Here is a 23,262-nt window from a genome sequence, read left to right on the forward strand (position 1 = left end):
AGGGATACCCTTTTCATAAGGAAAGTATTGTGAAAAAAGCATTATTATCAGCGCTGGCCGTGACAAGCCTGTTTGCGCTTTTTGGCTGTAATAACCGTTCGGAAACGCAGGTACTACAGCCAACGCAAAATGAAGAATTAAAGCCGATGCAGCAAAGCTGGCGCGGCGTATTACCGTGTGCAGATTGCGAGGGCATCGAAACCTCTCTGTTCCTGCAAAAAGATGGCACCTGGGTCATGAACCAGCGTTACCAGGGGGCGAAAGAACCGTCTTCTTTTGCATCTTACGGAACATGGGCGCGTACGGCTGAGAAGCTGGTATTGACGGATACCACGGGCGATAAAACCTTCTTCCGCGCCAAAGGCGAGGGGATGGAGATGCTCGATCGCGAAGGCAATCCGATTGAATCCCAGTTCAACTACACGTTGGCCCCGGTGAAAGCGACCCTGCCAGCCACCCCAATGGCGATGCGAGGAATGTATTTCTACATGGCGGATGCGGCGATCTTCACTGACTGTGCAACCGGGAAGAAAGTCAGCGTGGCGAACAATGCCCAGCTGGAGCGAGACTATGCCGTTGCGCGCGGCAACGACAGTAAGCCAGTGTTGCTGACGGTTGAAGGGCATTTTACGCTGGAGCCAAACCCGGATAGCGGCGAGCTGGTAAAAACGCTGGTGGCAGATAAAGACGCGAAGTTTGCTGCGGGGAAAGACTGCGAAAGCAAATAAGATATAGCCATTAAAAAACCCCGCACTGGCGGGGTTTTTTGTTTCTTAACCTTTGATGGCTTTCACCAGGTAATCAAGAATATCTCCCGTCTTGATCATCTGTTTTTCGCCGTTGCGACGGTATTTGTATTCAATCTCGTCGCTGTCGAGGTTACGGTCGCCAATGACGATGGTATGTGGAATACCGATCAGTTCCATGTCAGCAAACATCACGCCAGGACGCTCTTTACGGTCATCCATCAGCACGTCGATACCTTTCGCGCTCAGCTCAGCGTAGAGTTTCTCAGCCAGCTCCTGCACGCGGTAAGACTTGTGCATGTTCATTGGCAGGATCGCTACCTGGAACGGCGCGATGTTATCCGGCCAGACGATTCCGCGTTCGTCATAGTTCTGCTCGATAGCGGCAGCAACAACGCGCGTTACGCCAATGCCGTAGCAGCCCATGGTCAGAACCTGGTTACGACCATCTTCGCCCTGAACGGCAGCGTTCATTGCGCGTGAGTACTTATCGCCCAGCTGGAAGATGTGGCCTACTTCGATACCGCGTTTGATCATCAGGGTACCCTTGCCGTCCGGGCTTGGATCGCCTGCGACCACGTTACGGATGTCAGCCACTTCCGGCGTCGCCACGTCCCGATCCCAGTTGATGCCGAAGTAGTGTTTACCGTCGATGTTTGCGCCCGCAGCGAAGTCGCTCATCGCCGCAACGGTGCGGTCAATGACCACCGGAACAGGCATGTTCACCGGGCCCAGAGAACCAGGACCTGCATTCACCACGGCGCGGATCTCCGCTTCCGTTGCGAAGGTCAGCGGGCTGGCAACCTGCGGCAGCTTCTCGGCTTTCACTTCGTTCAGCTCGTGATCGCCTCGTACCAGCAGGGCAACCAGTGGATAAGCGCTACCTTCAGCCGATTTCACCAGCAGGGTTTTCACGGTTTTTTCGATCGGCAGAGTAAACTGCTCAACCAGCTCGGCGATGGTTTTCGCGTTTGGCGTATCAACCAGCGTCATCTCTTGCGTTGCCGCGCCGCGTGGTTCTTTTGGTGCCAGCGCTTCTGCAAATTCGATGTTCGCGGCGTAATCAGAGGAGTCAGAGAAGATCACATCGTCTTCGCCGCTCTGCGCCAGAACCTGGAATTCATGGGAGGCGCTACCGCCGATTGAACCGGTATCAGCCTGTACAGCACGGAAATCCAGCCCCATGCGGGAGAAGATTTTACTGTAGGCCGCGTACATTTTGTCGTAGGTCTCTTGCAGCGATTCCTGAGAAGTATGGAAAGAGTAAGCATCTTTCATCAGGAACTCGCGAGAACGCATGACGCCAAAGCGTGGACGCACTTCGTCACGGAACTTGGTCTGGATCTGGAAGAAGTTCAGCGGCAGCTGTTTGTAAGAGCTCAGCTCGTTACGGATCAGATCGGTGATCACTTCTTCATGCGTTGGGCCGAGGACGAATGGACGATCGCCACGATCGGCAATACGCAGCAGTTCAGGACCGTACTGCTCCCAGCGACCGCTCTCCTGCCACAGTTCAGAGGGCTGAACGACCGGCATTAACACCTCGATAGCACCGGCGTTGTTCATCTCTTCACGCACGATGTTTTCGACTTTTTTCAGGACGCGCACGCCGGTCGGCAGCCAGGTGTATAACCCGGAGGCCAGCTTGCGGATCATCCCGGCGCGCAGCATCAGCTGGTGGCTGATCACCTCGGCGTCGGCAGGTGTCTCCTTCAGAGTGGAGAGCAGATATTGGCTAGTACGCATGTTGTTACGGTTCCATTTCGACGATTGGAACAGGCTGAAACACCAGCCTGACACAAAAAAAGTGGTTTAGTTTACCAGTGTGGCAAAGATGCCAAAAGAGAGGAGAACAAAATTACCTGGGTTCCAGGGCAAACACTTCAAAACCCGCCGCAGTCACGCGCCAGCGCACGTTAAAGTCCAGCAGCCAGACGGCGTACGTTTTCCCGGCTTCCTCTTCTTTACGGTAGGCGGGACGGGGGTCCTGCGCCAGCACTTCAACGATAAAGTCACGCAGACGTGGATAACGCTTTTCCAGCTCGCTGATTTGCGTCGTTATTTCAGACGTGAAGTGAACCGGCATATCTGCCTGCGGTGCGTCCTGAGCATAGCTTGCCCGAGCATCCGGCAGCGCTTCGGCGAAGGGCAGGTAAGGCTTAATATCTATGACCGGTGTGCCATCAACCAGGTCAAGGCTACCTAACTCCAGGATCACCTGATCTTTCTGACAACGTATGCCTTTCAGCTCGACCAGCGACATTCCGATGGGGTTGGGACGAAAGGTTGAGCGGGTGGCAAAGACACCCATTCTGGCATTTCCGCCCAGACGAGGAGGACGCACAGTGGGACGCCAGCCGCCTTCCATGGTCTGGTGAAACACAAAGACCACCCATAAATGGCTGAACGCCTCAAGCCCGCGCACTGCATCGGCCTGGTTATACGGCGCGACAAGATGAAGCTCGCCGCCGCCGTGAATGACCAGACCCGGCTGACGCGGCACGGCGAACTTTTCTTTATAAGGGGAGCGGATAACGCCTATCTGCTCGAAGTGAAATGAACTCATTTCGCCGTAATGTTAAGCGCAGAACCGATACATACCGCCTGACGATAGCAACCTGGTGTGCCGCTGGTGACTTCACAGCTGTGCAGCAACACCGCGTTGGCTTTCATTTTCGACGCGTTGATTTGCATACGCTTGCGGGCTGTCGGAATATTGGGTGGAGAGTCCTGATTCGTTGCCTGGCAGGATTCGCCGCTCACTTCGCCCAGTTCACGGAATGGCTTACCGACCAGCTCGTCGGCTTTGGTAATAATACGTACCGGCGCAGCGCGAGGCGCTTTCGGTTTTGCTGGCTCCGCTTTTGGCGGGGTTGCAGTGCTTTGAACAGGTTCAACAGGAGATCTGCTTAGCATAGAACAGCCGCTCAGCATCAGTGCTAAAAGACAGATCGGTAAAGCACGCATAATAATTCCTCAGTGGATAATCAAAACGTCAGATATTGAAGCAGTTGACCGCACAAATGACAAGACGGGCAAATGCCCGTCTTGATGATATTACACTGCCGGGAGATTACCAGCCTTTAACCGCGCCGCCGTTAAACACCTTATTGGCTTCCTGGTACACTTCTTCAGACTGATATGCCTGTATGAATTTCTTCACATTCTCCGCGTCTTTGTTGTCTTCGCGAGTCACGATCAGGTTGACGTACGGGGAATCTTTATCTTCAACGAAGATGCCATCTTTCGCTGGGGTCAGGCCGATCTGGCTGGCGTAAGTGGTGTTGATCACGGCCAGGGCGATCTGCGCATCGTCCAGAGAACGTGGCAGCTGTGGTGCTTCCAGCTCAACAATTTTCAGATTTTTCGGGTTTTCGGTTACGTCCAGAACGGTCGGTAACAGGCCAACGCCTTCTTTCAGTTTAATCAGGCCCACTTTCTGTAGCAGAAGCAGGGAACGGCCAAGGTTGGTTGGGTCGTTAGGGACGGCAACCTGTGAACCCGGCTGGAGTTCATCCAGAGATTTAATTTTCTTGGAGTAGCCGGCAATCGGGTAAACGAAGGTGTTACCGACAGCAACCAGTTTGTAGCCGCGATCTTTGATCTGCTGATCCAGGTACGGTTTATGCTGGAAGGCGTTAGCGTCAATGTCGCCTTTGCTCAGCGCTTCGTTCGGCAGAACGTAATCGTTGAAGGTCACCAGTTCAACGTCCAGGCCATATTTCTCTTTAGCGATTTTCTGCGCGGCCTCAGCAACCTGCTGTTCTGCACCGACGATAACGCCTACTTTGATGTGGTTTGGATCTTTTTCGTCCTGACCGCAACCCACCAGTGCCAGCGAGCCAATCAGTGCGCCTACTGCTGCGAAGGTCTTAAATTTAAACGCCATGTTATATCCTTAACTCGTCGAGTTTGTGTTGTTTGTAACGTTATTTATGCGTAACAGCCCGGACGATACGATCGCCAGAGAATTGAATTAAGTAAACCAGCACAACCAGCAATACCAGAACGGTATTCATTACGGTAGCGTTATAGCCAATATAGCCGTACTGATATCCAATCTGGCCTAAACCGCCAGCACCTACGGCGCCGCCCATTGCGGAATAACCGACCAGGGTGATAAGCGTGATGGTTGCTGCGTTCACCAGCCCAGGCAGCGCCTCTGGCAGCAGTACTTTGCGAACGATCTGCATTGGTGTTGCACCCATCGCGCGGGAAGCTTCAATCAGGCCTGTTGGGATTTCCAGCAGGGCGTTTTCCACCATACGGGCGATAAACGGTGCCGCGCCTACTGTCAGCGGGACAATTGCCGCCTGCAAACCAATCGACGTCCCGACGATCACGCGAGTAAACGGAATCATCCACACCAGCAGAATAATGAACGGAATAGACCGGAAAATGTTCACCAGCGCAGAGAGCGTGCGATACAGCTTCGCGTTTTCAATAATTTGACCCGGGCGCGTGACGTACAGCAACACGCCGACCGGCAGCCCAATCACAAAACCAAAGAAGCCCGATACGAAGGTCATTGCCAGCGTTTCCCAAACGCCGCGAACCAGTAGCCACATCATCGGCTCAGACATAACCCAGTACCTCTACTTTTACGTGATGTTCTTGCAGCCAGGCAATTGCCGCCTGGGTTTCTTCCTGTGTGCCGTGCATTTCCGTCAGCATAATGCCGAACTTCACGCCACCGGCGTAGTCCATCTGCGCGCTAATAATGTTGTTATTCACGTTAAAGCGACGCGCGGTTTCGGACAGCAGCGGTGCGTCAACGGACTGGCCCGTGAACTCCATGCGCAGCATCGGGACGCTGTCAGGCGTTGCGTCTGTTTTTAAACGTTCCAGATAATCTTCCGGAATATCAAGATGCAGTGTGGACTGAATGAACTGCTGAGCCAGCGGCGTTTTCGGGTGCGAGAAGACTTCGCTCACCGTGTCCTGCTCAATCAGCTCACCGTTGCTGATGACTGCTACACAGTCGCAGATACGTTTCACTACATCCATTTCATGCGTAATAAGGAGGATAGTCAGGCCCAGACGACGGTTAATGTCTTTTAACAGTTCCAGAATAGAGCGCGTGGTAGCCGGATCTAATGCGCTGGTGGCTTCATCGCACAGCAGCACTTTTGGGTTGCTTGCCAGCGCGCGAGCGATTGCTACTCGCTGTTTTTGCCCGCCGGACAGATTTGCCGGGTAGCTGTCATGTTTATCACCCAGACCAACCAGATCGAGCAGTTCGGTGACGCGACGCGTAATTTCTTCTTTTGGTGTGTTATCAAGCTCCAGGGGTAACGCAACGTTACCGAAAACGGTGCGTGAGGCCAGCAGGTTAAAGTGCTGGAAAATCATGCCAATCTGGCGACGCGCTTTGGTGAGTTCTTTTTCTGAGAGAGCGGTAAGCTCCTGGCCGCCAACTTCTACGCTGCCCTGGGTTGGGCGCTCAAGCAGGTTAACACAACGGATCAGCGTACTTTTACCTGCACCCGATGCGCCAATGACGCCATAAATCTGACCAGCAGGCACATGCAGGCTGACGTTGTTCAGCGCCTGAATGGTTCGGTTCCCCTGCTGGAACACTTTGGTGATATTGGAAAGTTTAATCATTAGATTATTTTTATCGTAAGTAAGTTAGCCGTGGCATTTTCTTCTGCCAGATACGGGGAATGACCGTAAACAAAATGGATGTTAAGGCATCCAGACGTCTAAATCAATCCACCTCTTTGCGATGAGCACTTTATTGCGCTGCGATTCATGAGATACTAGCCGAACAAGCCTTTTTCAGGAGCAAACCGGTGGCAAAATCTGTACCCGCAATTTTTCTCGATCGTGACGGCACTATTAATGTGGATCACGGTTACGTCCATGAGATTGATGAGTTCGAATTTATCGAGGGCGTAATAGATGCCATGCGCCAGTTGAAAGAGATGGGCTATGCGCTGGTGGTGGTAACTAACCAGTCCGGTATCGCCCGGGGTAAATTTACCGAAGCGCAGTTCGAGACGCTGACGGAATGGATGGACTGGTCTCTGGCCGATCGCGGCGTCGATCTTGATGGCATCTATTATTGTCCGCATCACCCGCAGGGAAGTGTAGAGGCGTATCGTCAGACCTGCGATTGCCGTAAGCCACACCCGGGCATGTTTATCTCTGCACAGGAATTCCTGCACATTGATATGGCCGCATCTTATATGGTGGGCGATAAACTGGAAGATATGCAGGCAGCAACGGCGGCAGGTGTAGGTACCAAAGTATTAGTGCGTACCGGTAAACCGGTCACCCCAGAAGCAGAAAATGCAGCCGACTGGGTGATAACTAGTCTGGCAGAACTGCCAAAAGAGATTAAAAAGCACCAAAAATAGGCGTTTTGGCGAAAAGGTGAGCGGTTGAAATAAAAATGCATTTTTCCGCTTGTCATTCCTCGGCGGCTCCCTATAATGCGCCTCCATCGACACGGCGGATGTGAATCACTTCACAGATAACCCGGTCGGTTGAAGAGAAAAAATCCTGAAAATCAGGGTTGACTCTGAAAGAGGAAAGCGTAATATACGCCACCTCGCGACAGAGCGCTGAAGCGCGTCGCAACTGCTCTTTAACAATTTATCAGACAATCTGTGTGGGCACTCAAAGTGACATGGATTCTTAACGTCCTCGGACGAAAAATGAATACCAAGTCTCTGAGTGAACACGTAATTCATTACGAAGTTTAATTCAAGAGCATCAAACTTAAATTGAAGAGTTTGATCATGGCTCAGATTGAACGCTGGCGGCAGGCCTAACACATGCAAGTCGAACGGTAACAGGAAGCAGCTTGCTGCTTCGCTGACGAGTGGCGGACGGGTGAGTAATGTCTGGGAAACTGCCTGATGGAGGGGGATAACTACTGGAAACGGTAGCTAATACCGCATAACGTCGCAAGACCAAAGAGGGGGACCTTCGGGCCTCTTGCCATCGGATGTGCCCAGATGGGATTAGCTAGTAGGTGGGGTAACGGCTCACCTAGGCGACGATCCCTAGCTGGTCTGAGAGGATGACCAGCCACACTGGAACTGAGACACGGTCCAGACTCCTACGGGAGGCAGCAGTGGGGAATATTGCACAATGGGCGCAAGCCTGATGCAGCCATGCCGCGTGTATGAAGAAGGCCTTCGGGTTGTAAAGTACTTTCAGCGGGGAGGAAGGTGTTGAGGTTAATAACCTCAGCAATTGACGTTACCCGCAGAAGAAGCACCGGCTAACTCCGTGCCAGCAGCCGCGGTAATACGGAGGGTGCAAGCGTTAATCGGAATTACTGGGCGTAAAGCGCACGCAGGCGGTCTGTCAAGTCGGATGTGAAATCCCCGGGCTCAACCTGGGAACTGCATTCGAAACTGGCAGGCTAGAGTCTTGTAGAGGGGGGTAGAATTCCAGGTGTAGCGGTGAAATGCGTAGAGATCTGGAGGAATACCGGTGGCGAAGGCGGCCCCCTGGACAAAGACTGACGCTCAGGTGCGAAAGCGTGGGGAGCAAACAGGATTAGATACCCTGGTAGTCCACGCCGTAAACGATGTCGACTTGGAGGTTGTGCCCTTGAGGCGTGGCTTCCGGAGCTAACGCGTTAAGTCGACCGCCTGGGGAGTACGGCCGCAAGGTTAAAACTCAAATGAATTGACGGGGGCCCGCACAAGCGGTGGAGCATGTGGTTTAATTCGATGCAACGCGAAGAACCTTACCTACTCTTGACATCCAGAGAACTTAGCAGAGATGCTTTGGTGCCTTCGGGAACTCTGAGACAGGTGCTGCATGGCTGTCGTCAGCTCGTGTTGTGAAATGTTGGGTTAAGTCCCGCAACGAGCGCAACCCTTATCCTTTGTTGCCAGCGGTCCGGCCGGGAACTCAAAGGAGACTGCCAGTGATAAACTGGAGGAAGGTGGGGATGACGTCAAGTCATCATGGCCCTTACGAGTAGGGCTACACACGTGCTACAATGGCGCATACAAAGAGAAGCGACCTCGCGAGAGCAAGCGGACCTCATAAAGTGCGTCGTAGTCCGGATTGGAGTCTGCAACTCGACTCCATGAAGTCGGAATCGCTAGTAATCGTGGATCAGAATGCCACGGTGAATACGTTCCCGGGCCTTGTACACACCGCCCGTCACACCATGGGAGTGGGTTGCAAAAGAAGTAGGTAGCTTAACCTTCGGGAGGGCGCTTACCACTTTGTGATTCATGACTGGGGTGAAGTCGTAACAAGGTAACCGTAGGGGAACCTGCGGTTGGATCACCTCCTTACCTTAAAGAACCTGCCTTTGTAGTGTCCACACAGATTGTCTGATGAAAAACAGCAGTAAAAAACCTCTACAGGCTTGTAGCTCAGGTGGTTAGAGCGCACCCCTGATAAGGGTGAGGTCGGTGGTTCAAGTCCACTCAGGCCTACCAAATTTTTGCTGATGCTGCGTTGCGGCGACACTCACATACCTGAGTATGCTTCGTGTCACCACGCCTTGCTTCAACAAAAATTACCGGTACAGAGGTGACTACGATGGGGCTATAGCTCAGCTGGGAGAGCGCCTGCCTTGCACGCAGGAGGTCTGCGGTTCGATCCCGCATAGCTCCACCATCTTTTACTGCGAATACAAGAAAACTTCAGAGTGAACCTGAAAAGGTGCACTGCGAAGTTTTGCTCTTTAAAAATCTGGATCAAGCTGAAAATTGAAACGACACACAGCTCATGTGTGTTCGAGTCTCTCAAATTTTCGCAATCAGAAGTGAAACATCTTCGGGTTGTGAGGTTAAGCGACTAAGCGTACACGGTGGATGCCCTGGCAGTCAGAGGCGATGAAGGACGTGCTAATCTGCGAAAAGCGCCGGCGAGGTGATATGAACCTTTGACCCGGCGATGTCCGAATGGGGAAACCCAGTGTGTTCCGACACACTATCGTTAACTGAATACATAGGTTAACGAGGCGAACCGGGGGAACTGAAACATCTAAGTACCCCGAGGAAAAGAAATCAACCGAGATTCCCCCAGTAGCGGCGAGCGAACGGGGAGCAGCCCGGAGTCTGAATCAGCTTGTGTGTTAGTGGAACGGTCTGGAAAGTCCGACGGTACAGGGTGATAGTCCCGTACACGAAAACACACTTGCTGTGAACTCGAAGAGTAGGGCGGGACACGTGGTATCCTGTCTGAATATGGGGGGACCATCCTCCAAGGCTAAATACTCCTGACTGACCGATAGTGAACCAGTACCGTGAGGGAAAGGCGAAAAGAACCCCGGCGAGGGGAGTGAAAAAGAACCTGAAACCGTGTACGTACAAGCAGTGGGAGCACCTTCGGGTGTGACTGCGTACCTTTTGTATAATGGGTCAGCGACTTATATTCTGTAGCAAGGTTAACCGTATAGGGGAGCCGAAGGGAAACCGAGTCTTAACTGGGCGTTAAGTTGCAGGGTATAGACCCGAAACCCGGTGATCTAGCCATGGGCAGGTTGAAGGTTGGGTAACACTAACTGGAGGACCGAACCGACTAATGTTGAAAAATTAGCGGATGACCTGTGGCTGGGGGTGAAAGGCCAATCAAACCGGGAGATAGCTGGTTCTCCCCGAAAGCTATTTAGGTAGCGCCTCGTGAACTCATCTTCGGGGGTAGAGCACTGTTTCGGCTAGGGGGCCATCCCGGCTTACCAACCCGATGCAAACTACGAATACCGAAGAATGTTATCACGGGAGACACACGGCGGGTGCTAACGTCCGTCGTGAAGAGGGAAACAACCCAGACCGCCAGCTAAGGTCCCAAAGTCATGGTTAAGTGGGAAACGATGTGGGAAGGCACAGACAGCCAGGATGTTGGCTTAGAAGCAGCCATCATTTAAAGAAAGCGTAATAGCTCACTGGTCGAGTCGGCCTGCGCGGAAGATGTAACGGGGCTAAACCATGCACCGAAGCTGCGGCAGCGACACTATGTGTTGTTGGGTAGGGGAGCGTTCTGTAAGCCGTTGAAGGTGTGCTGTGAGGCATGCTGGAGGTATCAGAAGTGCGAATGCTGACATAAGTAACGATAAAGCGGGTGAAAAGCCCGCTCGCCGGAAGACCAAGGGTTCCTGTCCAACGTTAATCGGGGCAGGGTGAGTCGACCCCTAAGGCGAGGCCGAAAGGCGTAGTCGATGGGAAACAGGTTAATATTCCTGTACTTGGTGTTACTGCGAAGGGGGGACGGAGAAGGCTATGTCAGCCGGGCGACGGTTGTCCCGGTTTAAGCATGTAGGCGGAGGTTCCAGGTAAATCCGGTACCTTATTAACGCTGAGGTGTGATGACGAGGCACTACGGTGCTGAAGTGATAAATGCCCTGCTTCCAGGAAAAGCCTCTAAGCATCAGGTAACACGAAATCGTACCCCAAACCGACACAGGTGGTCAGGTAGAGAATACCAAGGCGCTTGAGAGAACTCGGGTGAAGGAACTAGGCAAAATGGTGCCGTAACTTCGGGAGAAGGCACGCTGATAGGTAGGTGAAGCCCCTGCGGGCGGAGCTGAAATCAGTCGAAGATACCAGCTGGCTGCAACTGTTTATTAAAAACACAGCACTGTGCAAACACGAAAGTGGACGTATACGGTGTGACGCCTGCCCGGTGCCGGAAGGTTAATTGATGGGGTTAGCGGCAACGCGAAGCTCTTGATCGAAGCCCCGGTAAACGGCGGCCGTAACTATAACGGTCCTAAGGTAGCGAAATTCCTTGTCGGGTAAGTTCCGACCTGCACGAATGGCGTAATGATGGCCAGGCTGTCTCCACCCGAGACTCAGTGAAATTGAACTCGCTGTGAAGATGCAGTGTACCCGCGGCAAGACGGAAAGACCCCGTGAACCTTTACTATAGCTTGACACTGAACACTGGTCCTTGATGTGTAGGATAGGTGGGAGGCTTTGAAGCGTGGACGCCAGTCTGCGTGGAGCCATCCTTGAAATACCACCCTTTAATGGCTGGTGTTCTAACGTAGACCCGTGATCCGGGTTGCGGACAGTGTCTGGTGGGTAGTTTGACTGGGGCGGTCTCCTCCCAAAGAGTAACGGAGGAGCACGAAGGTTGGCTAATCCTGGTCGGACATCAGGAGGTTAGTGCAATGGCATAAGCCAGCTTGACTGCGAGCGTGACGGCGCGAGCAGGTGCGAAAGCAGGTCATAGTGATCCGGTGGTTCTGAATGGAAGGGCCATCGCTCAACGGATAAAAGGTACTCCGGGGATAACAGGCTGATACCGCCCAAGAGTTCATATCGACGGCGGTGTTTGGCACCTCGATGTCGGCTCATCACATCCTGGGGCTGAAGTAGGTCCCAAGGGTATGGCTGTTCGCCATTTAAAGTGGTACGCGAGCTGGGTTTAGAACGTCGTGAGACAGTTCGGTCCCTATCTGCCGTGGGCGCTGGAGAATTGAGGGGGGCTGCTCCTAGTACGAGAGGACCGGAGTGGACGCATCACTGGTGTTCGGGTTGTCATGCCAATGGCACTGCCCGGTAGCTAAATGCGGAAGAGATAAGTGCTGAAAGCATCTAAGCACGAAACTTGCCCCGAGATGAGTTCTCCCTGAGACTTTAAGTCTCCTGAAGGAACGTTGAAGACGACGACGTTGATAGGTCGGGTGTGTAAGCGCAGCGATGCGTTGAGCTAACCGATACTAATGAACCGTGAGGCTTAACCTTACAACGCCGAAGGTGTTTTGGCGAAGAGACAGAATTTTCAGCTTAGATTCAGAGTCCGAAGGATTTTGCGCTGAGACAAGGCGGCAAACGAAGGAAAGGAAGGAGCATACTGAGGTATGTGACTGACTTTACGAGAGCAGCCAACGCAGTATCAGTGCGAAAGACACAGGACAGAGCACAAGAATTTGCCTGGCGGCTGTAGCGCGGTGGTCCCACCTGACCCCATGCCGAACTCAGAAGTGAAACGCCGTAGCGCCGATGGTAGTGTGGGGTCTCCCCATGTGAGAGTAGGGAACTGCCAGGCATCAAATTAAGTAGTAAGCCGGTGCATTAACCCGGTGGTTACAGAAGTATTCGGTGGAGCGGTAGTTCAGTCGGTTAGAATACCTGCCTGTCACGCAGGGGGTCGCGGGTTCGAGTCCCGTCCGTTCCGCCACTTATTAAAAGCCCTGAGCTAACGCTCAGGGCTTTTTTCTTATCTGTCGTTTGATTGTTGCGAAATTAGCAAAAATCCTCTGCGTTTTACGATCTTTTTCGTCATAACAACTACAGCGATAATCTTCCTCAGTTTACGAACATAACGATTGAGGAATCATATGACTATCCCTGCACTGGGTCTGGGCACTTTTCGCCTGAAAGACGATGTTGTTATTGCATCTGTTAAAACCGCACTCGAGTTGGGCTATCGTGCTATTGATACGGCGCAGATTTATGATAACGAAGCTGCCGTAGGCCAGGCCATCGAAGAGAGTGGCGTACCGCGCGACGAACTTTTCGTCACCACTAAAATCTGGATTGAGAATCTCAGCAAAGACAAGCTGATCCCAAGCCTGAAGGAAAGTCTGAAAAAGCTGCGTACTGACTATGTTGATCTGACGCTGATCCACTGGCCATCTCCTGATGATGCCGTCTCTGTGGAAGAGTTTATGCAGGCGCTGCTGGAAGCAAAAGAGCAAGGCTTAACGCGTGAAATTGGCATCTCTAACTTCACCATCCCGTTGATGGAAAGGGCCATCGCCGCAGTGGGTAAAGAGAATATTGCTACTAACCAGATTGAACTCTCTCCTTACCTGCAAAACCGCAAAGTCGTGGACTGGGCGAAACAGCATAGTATTCACATCACCTCGTACATGACGCTGGCATATGGTAAGGCGCTGAAAGATGAAGTGATTGCGCGCATCGCTGAGAAACACAATGCGACAGCCGCACAGGTGATCCTGGCATGGGCGATGGGTGAGGGCTATGCCGTGATCCCGTCTTCAACCAAACGTGAAAACCTGGCAAGTAACCTGTTAGCGCGGGATCTCCAGCTTGATGATGAAGATAAAAACGCGATCGCTGCACTGGAATGCAACGATCGTCTTGTCAGCCCGGAAGGGTTAGCACCAGACTGGGATTAATAAAAACCCTCCCTCTGTACCTTTAAACCCTCACACAGCTCCTCCGGGAGCTGTTTTTATATGTTCGCTAAGGAAGTCGATAAAAGCGCGTATGCGCGTACTTACCGCTCTGTCACTGTAATACACTGCGCTAAAAGGCATCTCTACAGGTAAGCGTTTGTCAGCCATCAGTTCTACAAGCTGACCCGCAGCTATTTCCTTATCAATCATATAGTCTGATAAACAGGCGATCCCATTTCCTTCAAGACAAAGCTGTTTCAGCGTTTCTCCGCTATTAGACGAAAGTCCGCAGGTGATCTCATGAAGTTGTCCGTCATGACAGGCTACGGGCCAGGTGTTCAGCGAGACAGGTTCCGTAAAGCCCAGGCACAGGTGCTGCTTCAGCTCCTCAACGGTCTCCGGTTTGCCATGCTCTGCAATATATTGCGGTGACGCGATCATTTTGCGATAGCTGGTGAACAGAGGGCGAGCGCGTAAGCTTGAATCCGTCAGGGTTCCGGCGCGGATCGCCACATCCACTTTACGCTCAATAAGATTGATAAACGTTTCCGAGGAGACCAGAGACAGGGTCATCTCCGGGTAGCGCTCACGAAAGGGCTTAATCAGCGGCATCAAAAAATGAAGCACGACCGGCGTAGCCGCATCGATGCGCAGCAATCCGCGCGGGGTGCTGCGCGATTCCATTATTTCCGTTTCTGCCGCCGCCATCTCCTGCAAAACGGACTGCACGCGTCGAAAATAACGTTCACCTTCTTCCGTCAGGCTGAGCTGCCGCGTTGTCCTATTAAGCAGACTCACCCCGAGCTTCATCTCCAGCTTTTTCACCGAGCGGCTAATGGCGGAGTTCGCCTGCCCGAGCTGTTCGGCCGCACGGCTGAAGCTGCCGCTTTCAACAACGGCAACAAAGATAGTCAGTTCTTCCGATGTGGCTTTCATTATTGCATAATCCGCAAAATTCTATTGAGATTCTAACCATTTTTGTTATTTAAACACTGGCGCATACTGCCTGTCATCTTAATCCTGAAGAGACGGAGTATTTATGCCACTGGCGCTTCTTGCCCTGACGATCAGTGCCTTCGCAATTGGCACGACCGAATTTGTTATTGTAGGACTTGTTCCCACCATTGCTGAACAACTCGCCATTTCGCTGCCTTCTGCCGGGCTGCTGGTATCTATTTACGCTTTAGGCGTCGCTGTTGGGGCGCCTGTGCTGACCGCATTGACTGGGCGCTTTGCGCGTAAAAAACTGTTAGTTGCCCTGATGGTGCTCTTCACCGCCGGCAATATTCTGGCGTGGCAGGCTCCGGACTACACCACGCTGGTCATTGCCCGTTTGCTGACTGGCCTCGCGCACGGTGTCTTCTTCTCCATCGGTTCCACGATTGCAACCAGCCTGGTGCCAAAAGAGAAAGCGGCGTCAGCCATTGCGATTATGTTTGGCGGCTTAACCGTTGCGCTGGTCACCGGCGTGCCGTTAGGAACGTTTATTGGGCAACATTTTGGCTGGCGAGAAACCTTCCTCGCGGTATCGCTGTTGGGCGTGATTGCTATGGTAGCCAGCCTGCTGCTGGTACCCTCCAGTATTCCGGGGCGCGCGAGCGCCAGCCTGAGCGATCAGGTTAAGGTTCTCACACACCCGCGCCTGCTGCTGATCTATGCCGTTACGGCTCTGGGTTATGGAGGTGTGTTCACTGCGTTCACCTTCCTTGCACCGATGATGCAGGAGCTGGCTGGTTTTTCTCCGGGCGCAGTGAGCTGGATTTTACTGGGCTACGGTATCTCCGTCGCAATCGGCAATATCTGGGGCGGCAAACTTGCGGATAAGCATGGTGCGGTACCGGCGCTGAAATTCATTTTCGCCGCGCTGGTTGTCCTGCTGATGATTTTCCAGTTCACCGCGTCGATACAATACGCCGCGCTGGTAACCGTGTTGGTTATGGGAATATTCGCGTTTGGTAACGTACCGGGATTGCAGGTCTATGTTGTACAGAAAGCCGAACGCTATACGCCCAATGCGGTGGATGTCGCATCCGGCCTGAATATCGCCGCATTCAATATCGGCATCGCACTCGGATCGGTTATCGGCGGGCAGACGGTTGAACACGTTGGATTAACCCAAACGCCATGGATTGGTGCGGTAATTGTGCTTGTCGCTTTCCTCCTTATTGGTCTGAGTGGACGGCTTGATAAACCCGCTCGTGTCGCGCTTGGGTAAGTATCAGTAAGTGCTTGCTTACAAAACTGGAAAGCGGTTTCTCAGTAATTGCGTTGAAAGTGTGACCTAAAATCCCTATAACATTAGAACCAGTCCGTTTTCCGGGCTGGTTCATGTTACAGAGGCCGTTTCCAAAAGTGCGAAAAAATACCTATGCCATGCGTTATGTTGCCGGAATGCCCGCGGAGAGGATCTTGCCTCCGGGGTCGTTTGCGAGCCTGGGTCAGGCATTACCAGCGGGTACGCCATTAAGCAGTGACGAAAAAATTCGCGTACTGGTGTGGAACATCTTTAAACAACAGCGTGCGGAGTGGTTATCCGTACTTCAAAATTTTGGTAAAGATGCGCATCTGGTTCTGTTACAGGAGGCGCAAACCACGCCTGAGCTGGTCAGGTTTGCAACGACAAACTATCTTGCAGCCGATCAGGTGCCTGCCTTTGTTCTGCCACAGCATCCTTCTGGGGTGATGACCCTTTCAGCCGCACATCCGGTCTATTGCTGCCCGCTGCGTGAACGTGAGCCGATCCTGCGTCTGGCAAAATCGGCGCTGGTCACAGTCTATCCGTTGCCCGACACCCGTCTGCTGATGGTGGTAAACATTCATGCGGTGAACTTCAGCCTCGGTGTTGATGTGTACAGTAAGCAGTTACTTCCCATTGGCGATCAGATTGCTCATCACAGTGGGCCGATCATTATGGCAGGGGACTTCAATGCCTGGAGCCGTCCGCGTATGAACGCGTTGTACCGCTTCGCGCGTGAAATGTCGCTGCGTGAAGTTCGTTTTAACGATGACCAGCGCAAGAAAGCGTTTGGTCGTCCTCTCGATTTTGTCTTCTATCGGGGTTTAAGCGTGCACGACGCCTCCGTTCTGGTGACGCGCGCCTCCGATCATAATCCTCTACTAGTTGAATTCAGTCCCGGCAAACCTGATAAATAATGGTGCGTCAGGTCTGCCGTGGGGCAGGCCTGTGCGGGTGCTGCCCTTTATTTTTTAACCCATAAAAGGACAGCAACATGACAACAACACACTCCCATCATGACAACGTCGAAAAACAGTTTGGTTCGCAGGCAAGTGCCTACCTGAGCAGCGCCGTGCACGCCTCTGGCCGCGACCTGGTGCGTCTCGGCGAGCGGCTCGCCGCGTTTCCTGACGCGCACGTGCTGGACTTAGGCTGCGGGGCAGGGCATGCCAGTTTTACCGCCGCAGAGCAGGTTGCTCAGGTGACGGCGTATGACTTATCGAGCCAGATGCTCGATGTGGTCGCTGAAGCGGCGAAAGCGAAAGGACTGAATAACGTCACGACGCGCCAGGGCTACGCTGAATCATTACCCTTTGAGGATGCATCGTTTGAGGTTGTGATTAGCCGTTACTCTGCACACCACTGGCATGATGTGGGGCAGGCATTACGGGAAGTGAAACGCGTACTCAAACCGGGCGGAATCTTCATCATCATGGACGTGATGTCTCCCGGACATCCGGTACGAAATATCTGGCTCCAGACGGTTGAAGCGCTGCGTGATACCTCGCACGTGCAAAACTACTCCAGTGGAGAGTGGCTTACGTTTATCACCGAAGCCGGCTTGATTTCACGCTCATTGATAACCGACCGTTTGCCGCTGGAATTTGCGTCATGGATTGCGCGGATGCGCACCCCCGAGGCATTAACTCAGGCGATCCGATTGTACCAGGAGAGCGCCTCTGCTGATGTGAAGGCGTACTTTGAGCTGCATGACGATGGTTCGTTTACTAGCGACACCATTATGGCTGAAGCGCAAAAAGCAGGATAAACAAAAAAGGCACCGAGGGGAATCGGTGCCTTTTTAACAAGCGAACGTACTATCAGGAATCTGGCGTAGCGCTGTTTTTCACAAACAACGTCAGCTGGTCGCCAGGTTGCAGGTTGTCAGTATCGTTGTTCCAGCGCATCACATCTTTGATGTTTACGCCGTGACGCTTAGCAATACTGGACAGCGAGTCGCCTTTACGTACGCGATAGGTAATGCTATCGCTGTTTTTAGCGAGACGCTGTGCGCTGCTACCTGCACCTACGTTCAGCGTTTGACCCACTTTCAGACCAGATCCGCGCAGATTATTCCACTGCTGGAGATCTTTCGCATTCACGCCAAGACGTGATGCAATACCTGAAAGCGTATCACCTGAACGCACCTTATAGCTGCGGCTGCTTACAGGCGACGTATCAGCGATCAGCGTGGACTGAACGGCTGCGATTTCACCCGAAGCTAAAGACTCTCGTAACTGTTCCGCATGTTTCTGCGGAACCATCACATAGCGTGGGCCGCTAGCACCCAGCGTGGAGCCTTTAACACCTGCATTAAAGGTTTTAAGCTTACTTACCGACATACCCGTCATATCGGCAACCTGTTGAATATCAACCGGGCTGCTGAGGCGGACACGCGCCAGTGCACGACTTTCGTCTGGTGTTGGCAGTTGTACACCGTAACGTTTGCTGTTCTTGAGAATGTCACTCAGTGCCAGCATTTTCGGTACGTAAATCTTTGTTTCCTGTGGCAGTGAGAGCGACCAGAAGTCTGTGGATTTTCCACGCGCTTTATTCGCTTTCATTGCCTTCAGTACACGACCTTCACCACTGTTATACGCCGCGACAGTCAATAACCAGTCGCCGTCAAACATCTTGTTCAGACGTTGCATCATGTCGAGAGCGGCTGTCGTTGAAGCGACAACATCACGACGCGCATCGTAGTTGCGGGTCTGCTTTAAACCATAATTTCGCCCTGTGCTCGGAATGATCTGCCAGATGCCTGCTGCATTGGCGCCAGACGTCGCGTGCGGGTCAAAAGCGCTCTCCACTATGGGTAGTAGTACCAGTTCCATAGGCATGTTACGTTTCTTAACTTGCCCGGCTATCCAGTACATATACGGCTCTGCCCGTAATGTTACATCGTGGAGATAGCTCTTATTTCTCAAATACTTCTGTTTCTGTTCGCGAATCCGGCTGTTTTCCGGAATTCCCATCTTTAGCTCGTCGCCAATAGAGGCCCACAAGTCTTGTTCCTGCGCGAAGGATGTCCCATCGTCCAACCATCGCGCCTGACTCGTAAACTTCCCTGCTTCCCCTTGACCAGCCGCAGAAAGGCTCTGTGCGTGCTGTTGTACGTTGCTGCCGTTTTGTGACTGGCAACCTACAAGCAGGACAGAGGCGAGTAATATCGCTTTTGCCTTCATGTGTGTGTCAATAGTTGCTTAAAAGACGAGCGATGATAACGGCGAAATTTTGAAAAGGCAACCCGCAATTATCTGAAGTTATCTTTCTTTGACCTTAACCATGCAAATCGCGCTTCAGGTTGTAACAAATTTGTTTCTTGATTAATTTTATTAATTAAATCAACATCATCAGTTCTTAAAAATAAATTAATTTGTCGTTCATTTTTCAGAATTACGGGGAGTGTTTTTTGGTTTTTTGCACGTAACTCCTTCACTTTCAGGTAATAATCCTGAATCGCCCGATCCTCAGGCAGCACGCTTGCAGCAAACTTCATATTCCCTAATGTATACTCATGTGCGCAACAAATTACGGTGTCGGCTGGAAGCGCATTAATTTTTTGTAAAGATTGATACATCTGTTCTGGCGTGCCTTCAAACAGCCTTCCACAGCCGCCAGAAAACAGCGTGTCGCCACAAAAAAGATAAGGTTTGCTGTAGAAACAGAGATGACCGGAAGTGTGACCTGGCGTAGCAAATACGGAAAACTCCCACCCGAGGATGAGGATACTTTCGCCTTCTTCGACAACTTGCGTCGTACCCTTATCCTGTGTCTCTGCCGGTCCGTAGACGGGAAGATGAGGATAGCGCGCAAGGAGATCGGGAACACCGCCGACATGATCGTGATGGTGATGGGTAAGTAGGATCGCTTCAGGCTGCCAGCCGTTTTCTTTTATCGCGTGCAGGATCGGTGCGGATTCGCCTGGATCAACAATGATGCATCTGCGATCGTCGTCGACTAAAACCCAGATGTAATTGTCCTGAAAGGCGGAAATACTGATAAGATTCATGCATTACCTCTTATAGCGTGGCGGGTGTTTTGATGAAACCGGCAAGGATACCTCAGACTGTCGCACCACCGGAACGTTGGGCAGAGTTGCCCTGGGGTGAATATTATCGCGAGGCCTTAGAACTTCAGCTTAAACCCTGGCTCGCGAAAATGTATGGTTTTCACCTGCTTAAGATTGGCAATCTGAGCGCAGAAATCAATACCGAAAGCTGCGCTATCTCGCATCAGGTTAGCGTATCGCTTAATGGCTCCCCGGTTCAGGTGAAAGCGGATCCGCTGCATTTGCCGTTTGCGGAAAAATCCATTGATGCCTGTCTGCTCGCCCATACGCTGCCCTGGTGCAGCGATCCCCATCGTCTGCTGCGGGAAGCCGACCGCGTTTTGATTGATGACGGCTGGCTGATCCTGAGCGGTTTTAATCCGCTGAGTCTGATGGGGCTACGTAAACTGACGCCCGTTCTGCGCCGCACGCCGCCCTATAACAGCAGGATGTTTACCATGATGCGCCAGCTGGACTGGCTTTCACTGTTAAATTTCGAAGTGCTGAGCTATGGGGGTTTTCAGGTCATCCCCTGGACGCGTAAAGGCGGGGTTTTATTAAGCACCCATTTACCCGCGCTGGGCTGCATGCAATTTATTGTCGCGCGTAAGAGGACGATCCCCCTTACGCTCAACCCAATGAAGCAAAGCAAATCAAAAACGCGGATCCGCCAGACCGTGGGGGCCACGCGGCAGTACAAAAAACCGTGATCAGGATTCAGGTTGATAACCTGCATCCTCATGGGTTGGGTTGGATGCCGCCGCGCGAGCCAGCTCGTCACAGCGTTCGTTTTCAGGATGACCGGCGTGCCCCTTTACCCACTCCCATTTGATTTCGTGCTGACCGAGGGCGGCATCAAGACGCTTCCAGAGATCGACATTCTTGACCGGTTTTTTCTCTGCCGTTTTCCAGCCGCGTTTTTTCCAGTTGTGGATCCATTGGGTAATGCCCTGGCGGACATACTGGCTGTCGGTACTCAGCACCACGTCGCAATGTTCTTTTAACGCTTCCAGCGCCACGATGGCCGCCATCAACTCCATGCGGTTGTTGGTGGTCAGGAAATAGCCTTCACTAAAGGTTTTTTCATGCTGGCGATAGCGCATAATGGCACCATAGCCGCCGGGCCCTGGGTTACCGAGACAAGATCCATCGGTGAAAATTTCTACCTGTTTACGCATCTCTGGTAGACTTCCTGTATTTGAAACGTTCAGTAAAACGATAAGTCTGACATAAATGACCGCTATGAGCACTGCAATTACTCGCCAGATTGTTCTCGATACCGAAACCACCGGTATGAACCAGATTGGCGCCCACTACGAAGGGCATAAAATCATTGAGATTGGTGCCGTTGAAGTGGTGAACCGTCGCCTTACGGGCAACAACTTCCACGTTTACCTCAAACCCGATCGGCTGGTGGACCCGGAAGCGTTCGGCGTTCACGGAATTGCCGACGAGTTTTTGCTGGATAAGCCCACCTTTGCCGACGTCGCAGATGAATTTCTCGACTACATCAGAGGTGCGGAACTTGTCATTCATAACGCGTCGTTCGATATCGGCTTTATGGACTATGAGTTCAGCAAGCTCAACCGTGATATTCCGAAGACGAATACGTTCTGTAAAGTCACGGATAGCCTGGCGCTGGCAAGGAAGATGTTCCCCGGCAAGCGTAACAGCCTTGATGCCCTGTGCTCTCGCTATGAGATAGACAACACCAAGCGAACGCTGCACGGCGCGTTGCTCGATGCCCAGATCCTGGCCGATGTCTACCTGACCATGACCGGCGGGCAAACGTCGATGAAATTCAGTATGGAAAATGAATCCCAGCAGACGCGGGATGAAGGGGGAATTCAGCGCATTGTGCGTCAGGCGAATCGCCTGCGGGTTGTTTTAGCCAGTGATGAAGAACTGATGAACCATGAATCTCGTCTCGATTTAGTGCAGAAGAAGGGCGGAAGCTGTTTGTGGCGCACGTGAAAATGTGCCGAAACGTTTGTTAAATCACCGTTTGGGTGAATTTTGCAGCAAACGATTCAAAACCTGAGAAAAAGCGTTGACGAGTTCAGAGGCAAACCGTAATATTCGCCTCGTTCCCCAAACGGGAACAGTGGAGCGGTAGTTCAGTCGGTTAGAATACCTGCCTGTCACGCAGGGGGTCGCGGGTTCGAGTCCCGTCCGTTCCGCCACTATTCAGGCCCACGTTATTTATAACGTGGGCCTTTTTCATTTCTGCTTTTCCCTGATGTTACGCAAGGCGATAAGCCAGGGTAACATCGCGGGTTGCGTTTATCCGATCGTTAACTGATCTGCATCCTGCCAGGCCGGAAACTTCTCCCGATACTCCTTTAACGCCGTTAACGAGATCTCAGCGTCAATTCGTGTTGCCTGATGCGGCTCGGCGGTGGCAATAATCTCACCCTGCGGACTGATCACCCGGCTGTCACCGCGATAGTGATGCCCGTTGCCGTCCGTTCCTACGCGGTTACAGCCAACGACATAAGCCTGATTTTCAATCGCGCGCGCGGTCAGTAAAGCCTGCCAGTGCAGGGAGCGTGGCGCAGGCCAGTTGGCAACATACAGCGCCAGGTCGTAATCGTTGCGGTTGCGGGACCAGACGGGGAAGCGCAGGTCATAACAGACCAGCGGCAAAATACGCCAGCCGCGCCATTCAAACACCACGCGTTCGTTTCCGGCTACATAATGTTGATGCTCATCCGCCATGCGGAACAGGTGGCGCTTATCGTAGAAATGCACCTTTCCCTCTGGCTCGACCAGCAGGAAGCGGTTAACCGGCCCGCGTTCGGTCTGGAGGGCGACGCTACCGGCAATCAGCGCGTTTGTCTCCTGCGCTTTGGCGTGCATCCAGGCCACAACCTCGTCCTGCGGCATCGACTGTTTTGCAGCCTCCATCGCAAAACCCGTGGTGAACATCTCCGGCAGGACAATCACATCGCGACCGCTAATCTCTTCGAGCTGGCGATCGAAATGGCGAAGGTTGGCTGGACCGTCCATCCAAACTAAAGGCTGCTGCAAAACAGAAATCTTCAAACCAGGCACGATACCGACTCCTTAAAAGATCGCTTTTTGACACTGTAGCACGTCATTACGAGAAAATGTGGCATTAAAAAACCCCGCACGGAGCGGGGTTGATGGACGCTGA

The 23,262-nt window shown here is 52.5% G+C and carries 19 protein-coding genes, 4 tRNA genes and 3 rRNA genes; 15 read left to right on the plus strand and 11 right to left on the minus strand.

Going from position 1 to position 23,262, the window contains the following annotated elements; translation table 11 throughout:
- The first annotated feature begins 29 nt into the window (after positions 1-29).
- Positions 30-728 carry an envelope stress response activation lipoprotein NlpE gene (gene nlpE, locus O1724_RS04500; protein ID WP_017383734.1) on the plus strand — a complete coding sequence of 233 codons (699 nt, stop codon included), beginning with the start codon at positions 30-32 and terminating at the stop codon, positions 726-728.
- 45 nt (positions 729-773) lie between these two features.
- Here the strand turns inward: nlpE and proS are convergent, their stop codons facing one another.
- From proS to metN, 6 genes are all read right to left on the minus strand, one after another.
- Positions 774-2,492, minus strand: coding sequence for a proline--tRNA ligase (gene proS / locus O1724_RS04505; protein ID WP_003856138.1), 1,719 nt, complete (start codon positions 2,490-2,492; stop codon positions 774-776).
- Between the two features lie 112 nt (positions 2,493-2,604).
- Positions 2,605-3,312 (minus strand): tRNA (N6-threonylcarbamoyladenosine(37)-N6)-methyltransferase TrmO, encoded by a 708-nt coding sequence (gene tsaA, locus O1724_RS04510; RefSeq protein ID WP_112017945.1) that lies wholly within the window; start codon positions 3,310-3,312, stop codon positions 2,605-2,607.
- Positions 3,309-3,713, minus strand: a complete 405-nt coding sequence (rcsF, locus tag O1724_RS04515; protein ID WP_003856133.1) for an Rcs stress response system protein RcsF — start codon at positions 3,711-3,713, stop codon at positions 3,309-3,311. Before rcsF ends, tsaA begins: the two co-directional genes overlap by 4 nt.
- Before the next feature lie 106 nt (positions 3,714-3,819).
- Positions 3,820-4,635: a methionine ABC transporter substrate-binding lipoprotein MetQ gene (gene metQ / locus O1724_RS04520; protein WP_003856132.1), complete on the minus strand. Its 816-nt coding sequence runs from the start codon at positions 4,633-4,635 to the stop codon at positions 3,820-3,822.
- A gap of 40 nt (positions 4,636-4,675) precedes the next feature.
- On the minus strand, positions 4,676-5,329 hold the full coding sequence (locus tag O1724_RS04525) for a methionine ABC transporter permease MetI (protein WP_003856130.1): 654 nt from the start codon (positions 5,327-5,329) through the stop codon (positions 4,676-4,678).
- Positions 5,322-6,353: a methionine ABC transporter ATP-binding protein MetN gene (gene metN / locus O1724_RS04530; RefSeq protein WP_032608553.1), complete on the minus strand. Its 1,032-nt coding sequence runs from the start codon at positions 6,351-6,353 to the stop codon at positions 5,322-5,324. Before metN ends, O1724_RS04525 begins: the two co-directional genes overlap by 8 nt.
- A 188-nt stretch (positions 6,354-6,541) precedes the next feature.
- Between metN and gmhB the strand changes: the two genes are divergently transcribed.
- The 8 genes from gmhB (at position 6,542) to dkgB (ending at position 13,818) form a co-directional block, all read left to right on the plus strand.
- Positions 6,542-7,108, plus strand: a complete 567-nt coding sequence (gmhB, locus tag O1724_RS04535; protein ID WP_003856122.1) for a D-glycero-beta-D-manno-heptose 1,7-bisphosphate 7-phosphatase — start codon at positions 6,542-6,544, stop codon at positions 7,106-7,108.
- A gap of 366 nt (positions 7,109-7,474) precedes the next feature.
- Positions 7,475-9,016 (plus strand): 16S ribosomal RNA (locus O1724_RS04540).
- A 70-nt stretch (positions 9,017-9,086) separates the two neighbouring features.
- Positions 9,087-9,163: transfer RNA gene (locus tag O1724_RS04545), tRNA-Ile, on the plus strand.
- 105 nt (positions 9,164-9,268) lie between these two features.
- Positions 9,269-9,344, plus strand: a tRNA-Ala gene (locus tag O1724_RS04550).
- Between the two features lie 170 nt (positions 9,345-9,514).
- Positions 9,515-12,418: ribosomal RNA gene (locus O1724_RS04555) — 23S ribosomal RNA — on the plus strand.
- A gap of 188 nt (positions 12,419-12,606) precedes the next feature.
- A 5S ribosomal RNA gene (gene rrf / locus O1724_RS04560) occupies positions 12,607-12,722 on the plus strand.
- Together the 16S, 23S and 5S rRNA genes with 3 tRNA genes alongside form the textbook arrangement of a ribosomal RNA operon.
- A gap of 55 nt (positions 12,723-12,777) precedes the next feature.
- A tRNA-Asp gene (locus O1724_RS04565) sits at positions 12,778-12,854 on the plus strand.
- 160 nt (positions 12,855-13,014) lie between these two features.
- Entirely contained in the window at positions 13,015-13,818 is an 804-nt protein-coding gene (gene dkgB / locus O1724_RS04570; RefSeq protein WP_023315437.1) for a 2,5-didehydrogluconate reductase DkgB, read from the plus strand.
- A gap of 30 nt (positions 13,819-13,848) precedes the next feature.
- Here dkgB and yafC read toward each other — a convergent pair whose 3' ends face one another.
- Positions 13,849-14,754, minus strand: a complete 906-nt coding sequence (gene yafC, locus O1724_RS04575; RefSeq protein WP_032657297.1) for a DNA-binding transcriptional regulator YafC — start codon at positions 14,752-14,754, stop codon at positions 13,849-13,851.
- Positions 14,755-14,857: 103 nt separating this feature from the next.
- Between yafC and O1724_RS04580 the strand changes: the two genes are divergently transcribed.
- The 3 genes from O1724_RS04580 (at position 14,858) to O1724_RS04590 (ending at position 17,822) form a co-directional block, all read left to right on the plus strand.
- Positions 14,858-16,033, plus strand: coding sequence for an MFS transporter (locus O1724_RS04580; protein ID WP_045337376.1), 1,176 nt, complete (start codon positions 14,858-14,860; stop codon positions 16,031-16,033).
- A 137-nt stretch (positions 16,034-16,170) separates the two neighbouring features.
- Positions 16,171-16,971 (plus strand): endonuclease/exonuclease/phosphatase family protein, encoded by an 801-nt coding sequence (locus tag O1724_RS04585; RefSeq protein WP_003863247.1) that lies wholly within the window; start codon positions 16,171-16,173, stop codon positions 16,969-16,971.
- A gap of 77 nt (positions 16,972-17,048) precedes the next feature.
- Positions 17,049-17,822, plus strand: a complete 774-nt coding sequence (locus O1724_RS04590; RefSeq protein ID WP_003863245.1) for a class I SAM-dependent methyltransferase — start codon at positions 17,049-17,051, stop codon at positions 17,820-17,822.
- A 52-nt stretch (positions 17,823-17,874) separates the two neighbouring features.
- Here the strand turns inward: O1724_RS04590 and mltD are convergent, their stop codons facing one another.
- Together mltD and gloB are read right to left on the minus strand one after the other, a co-directional pair.
- A complete protein-coding gene (mltD, locus tag O1724_RS04595) occupies positions 17,875-19,239 on the minus strand; it encodes a murein transglycosylase D (RefSeq protein ID WP_022650424.1) in 1,365 nt (454 codons plus the stop codon).
- A gap of 68 nt (positions 19,240-19,307) precedes the next feature.
- Positions 19,308-20,066 carry a hydroxyacylglutathione hydrolase gene (gloB, locus tag O1724_RS04600; protein ID WP_022650425.1) on the minus strand — a complete coding sequence of 253 codons (759 nt, stop codon included), beginning with the start codon at positions 20,064-20,066 and terminating at the stop codon, positions 19,308-19,310.
- A 32-nt stretch (positions 20,067-20,098) separates the two neighbouring features.
- Here gloB and O1724_RS04605 point away from each other — a divergent pair, with 32 nt between their 5' ends.
- The gene (locus tag O1724_RS04605; RefSeq protein WP_017383714.1) at positions 20,099-20,815 is read left to right on the plus strand and encodes a class I SAM-dependent methyltransferase; all 717 of its coding nucleotides are present in this window, start codon (positions 20,099-20,101) and stop codon (positions 20,813-20,815) included.
- Here O1724_RS04605 and rnhA read toward each other — a convergent pair whose 3' ends face one another.
- On the minus strand, positions 20,816-21,394 hold the full coding sequence (gene rnhA, locus O1724_RS04610) for a ribonuclease HI (protein WP_160840538.1): 579 nt from the start codon (positions 21,392-21,394) through the stop codon (positions 20,816-20,818).
- Between rnhA and dnaQ the strand changes: the two genes are divergently transcribed.
- Both dnaQ and O1724_RS04620 read left to right on the plus strand, forming a co-directional pair.
- Entirely contained in the window at positions 21,348-22,079 is a 732-nt protein-coding gene (gene dnaQ / locus O1724_RS04615) for a DNA polymerase III subunit epsilon (protein ID WP_003863237.1), read from the plus strand. The genes rnhA and dnaQ overlap by 47 nt on opposite strands.
- Before the next feature lie 132 nt (positions 22,080-22,211).
- Positions 22,212-22,288 (plus strand) — tRNA-Asp (locus O1724_RS04620).
- A gap of 100 nt (positions 22,289-22,388) precedes the next feature.
- On the opposite strand, the gene O1724_RS04625 is transcribed toward O1724_RS04620, so the two are convergent.
- Complete coding sequence (locus O1724_RS04625; RefSeq protein WP_063944993.1) at positions 22,389-23,159, minus strand: amidohydrolase; 771 nt, start codon at positions 23,157-23,159, stop codon at positions 22,389-22,391.
- Between the last annotated feature and the right edge of the window lie 103 nt (positions 23,160-23,262).

Source organism: Enterobacter cloacae complex sp. HYC074_NIDB, assembly GCF_056673345.1.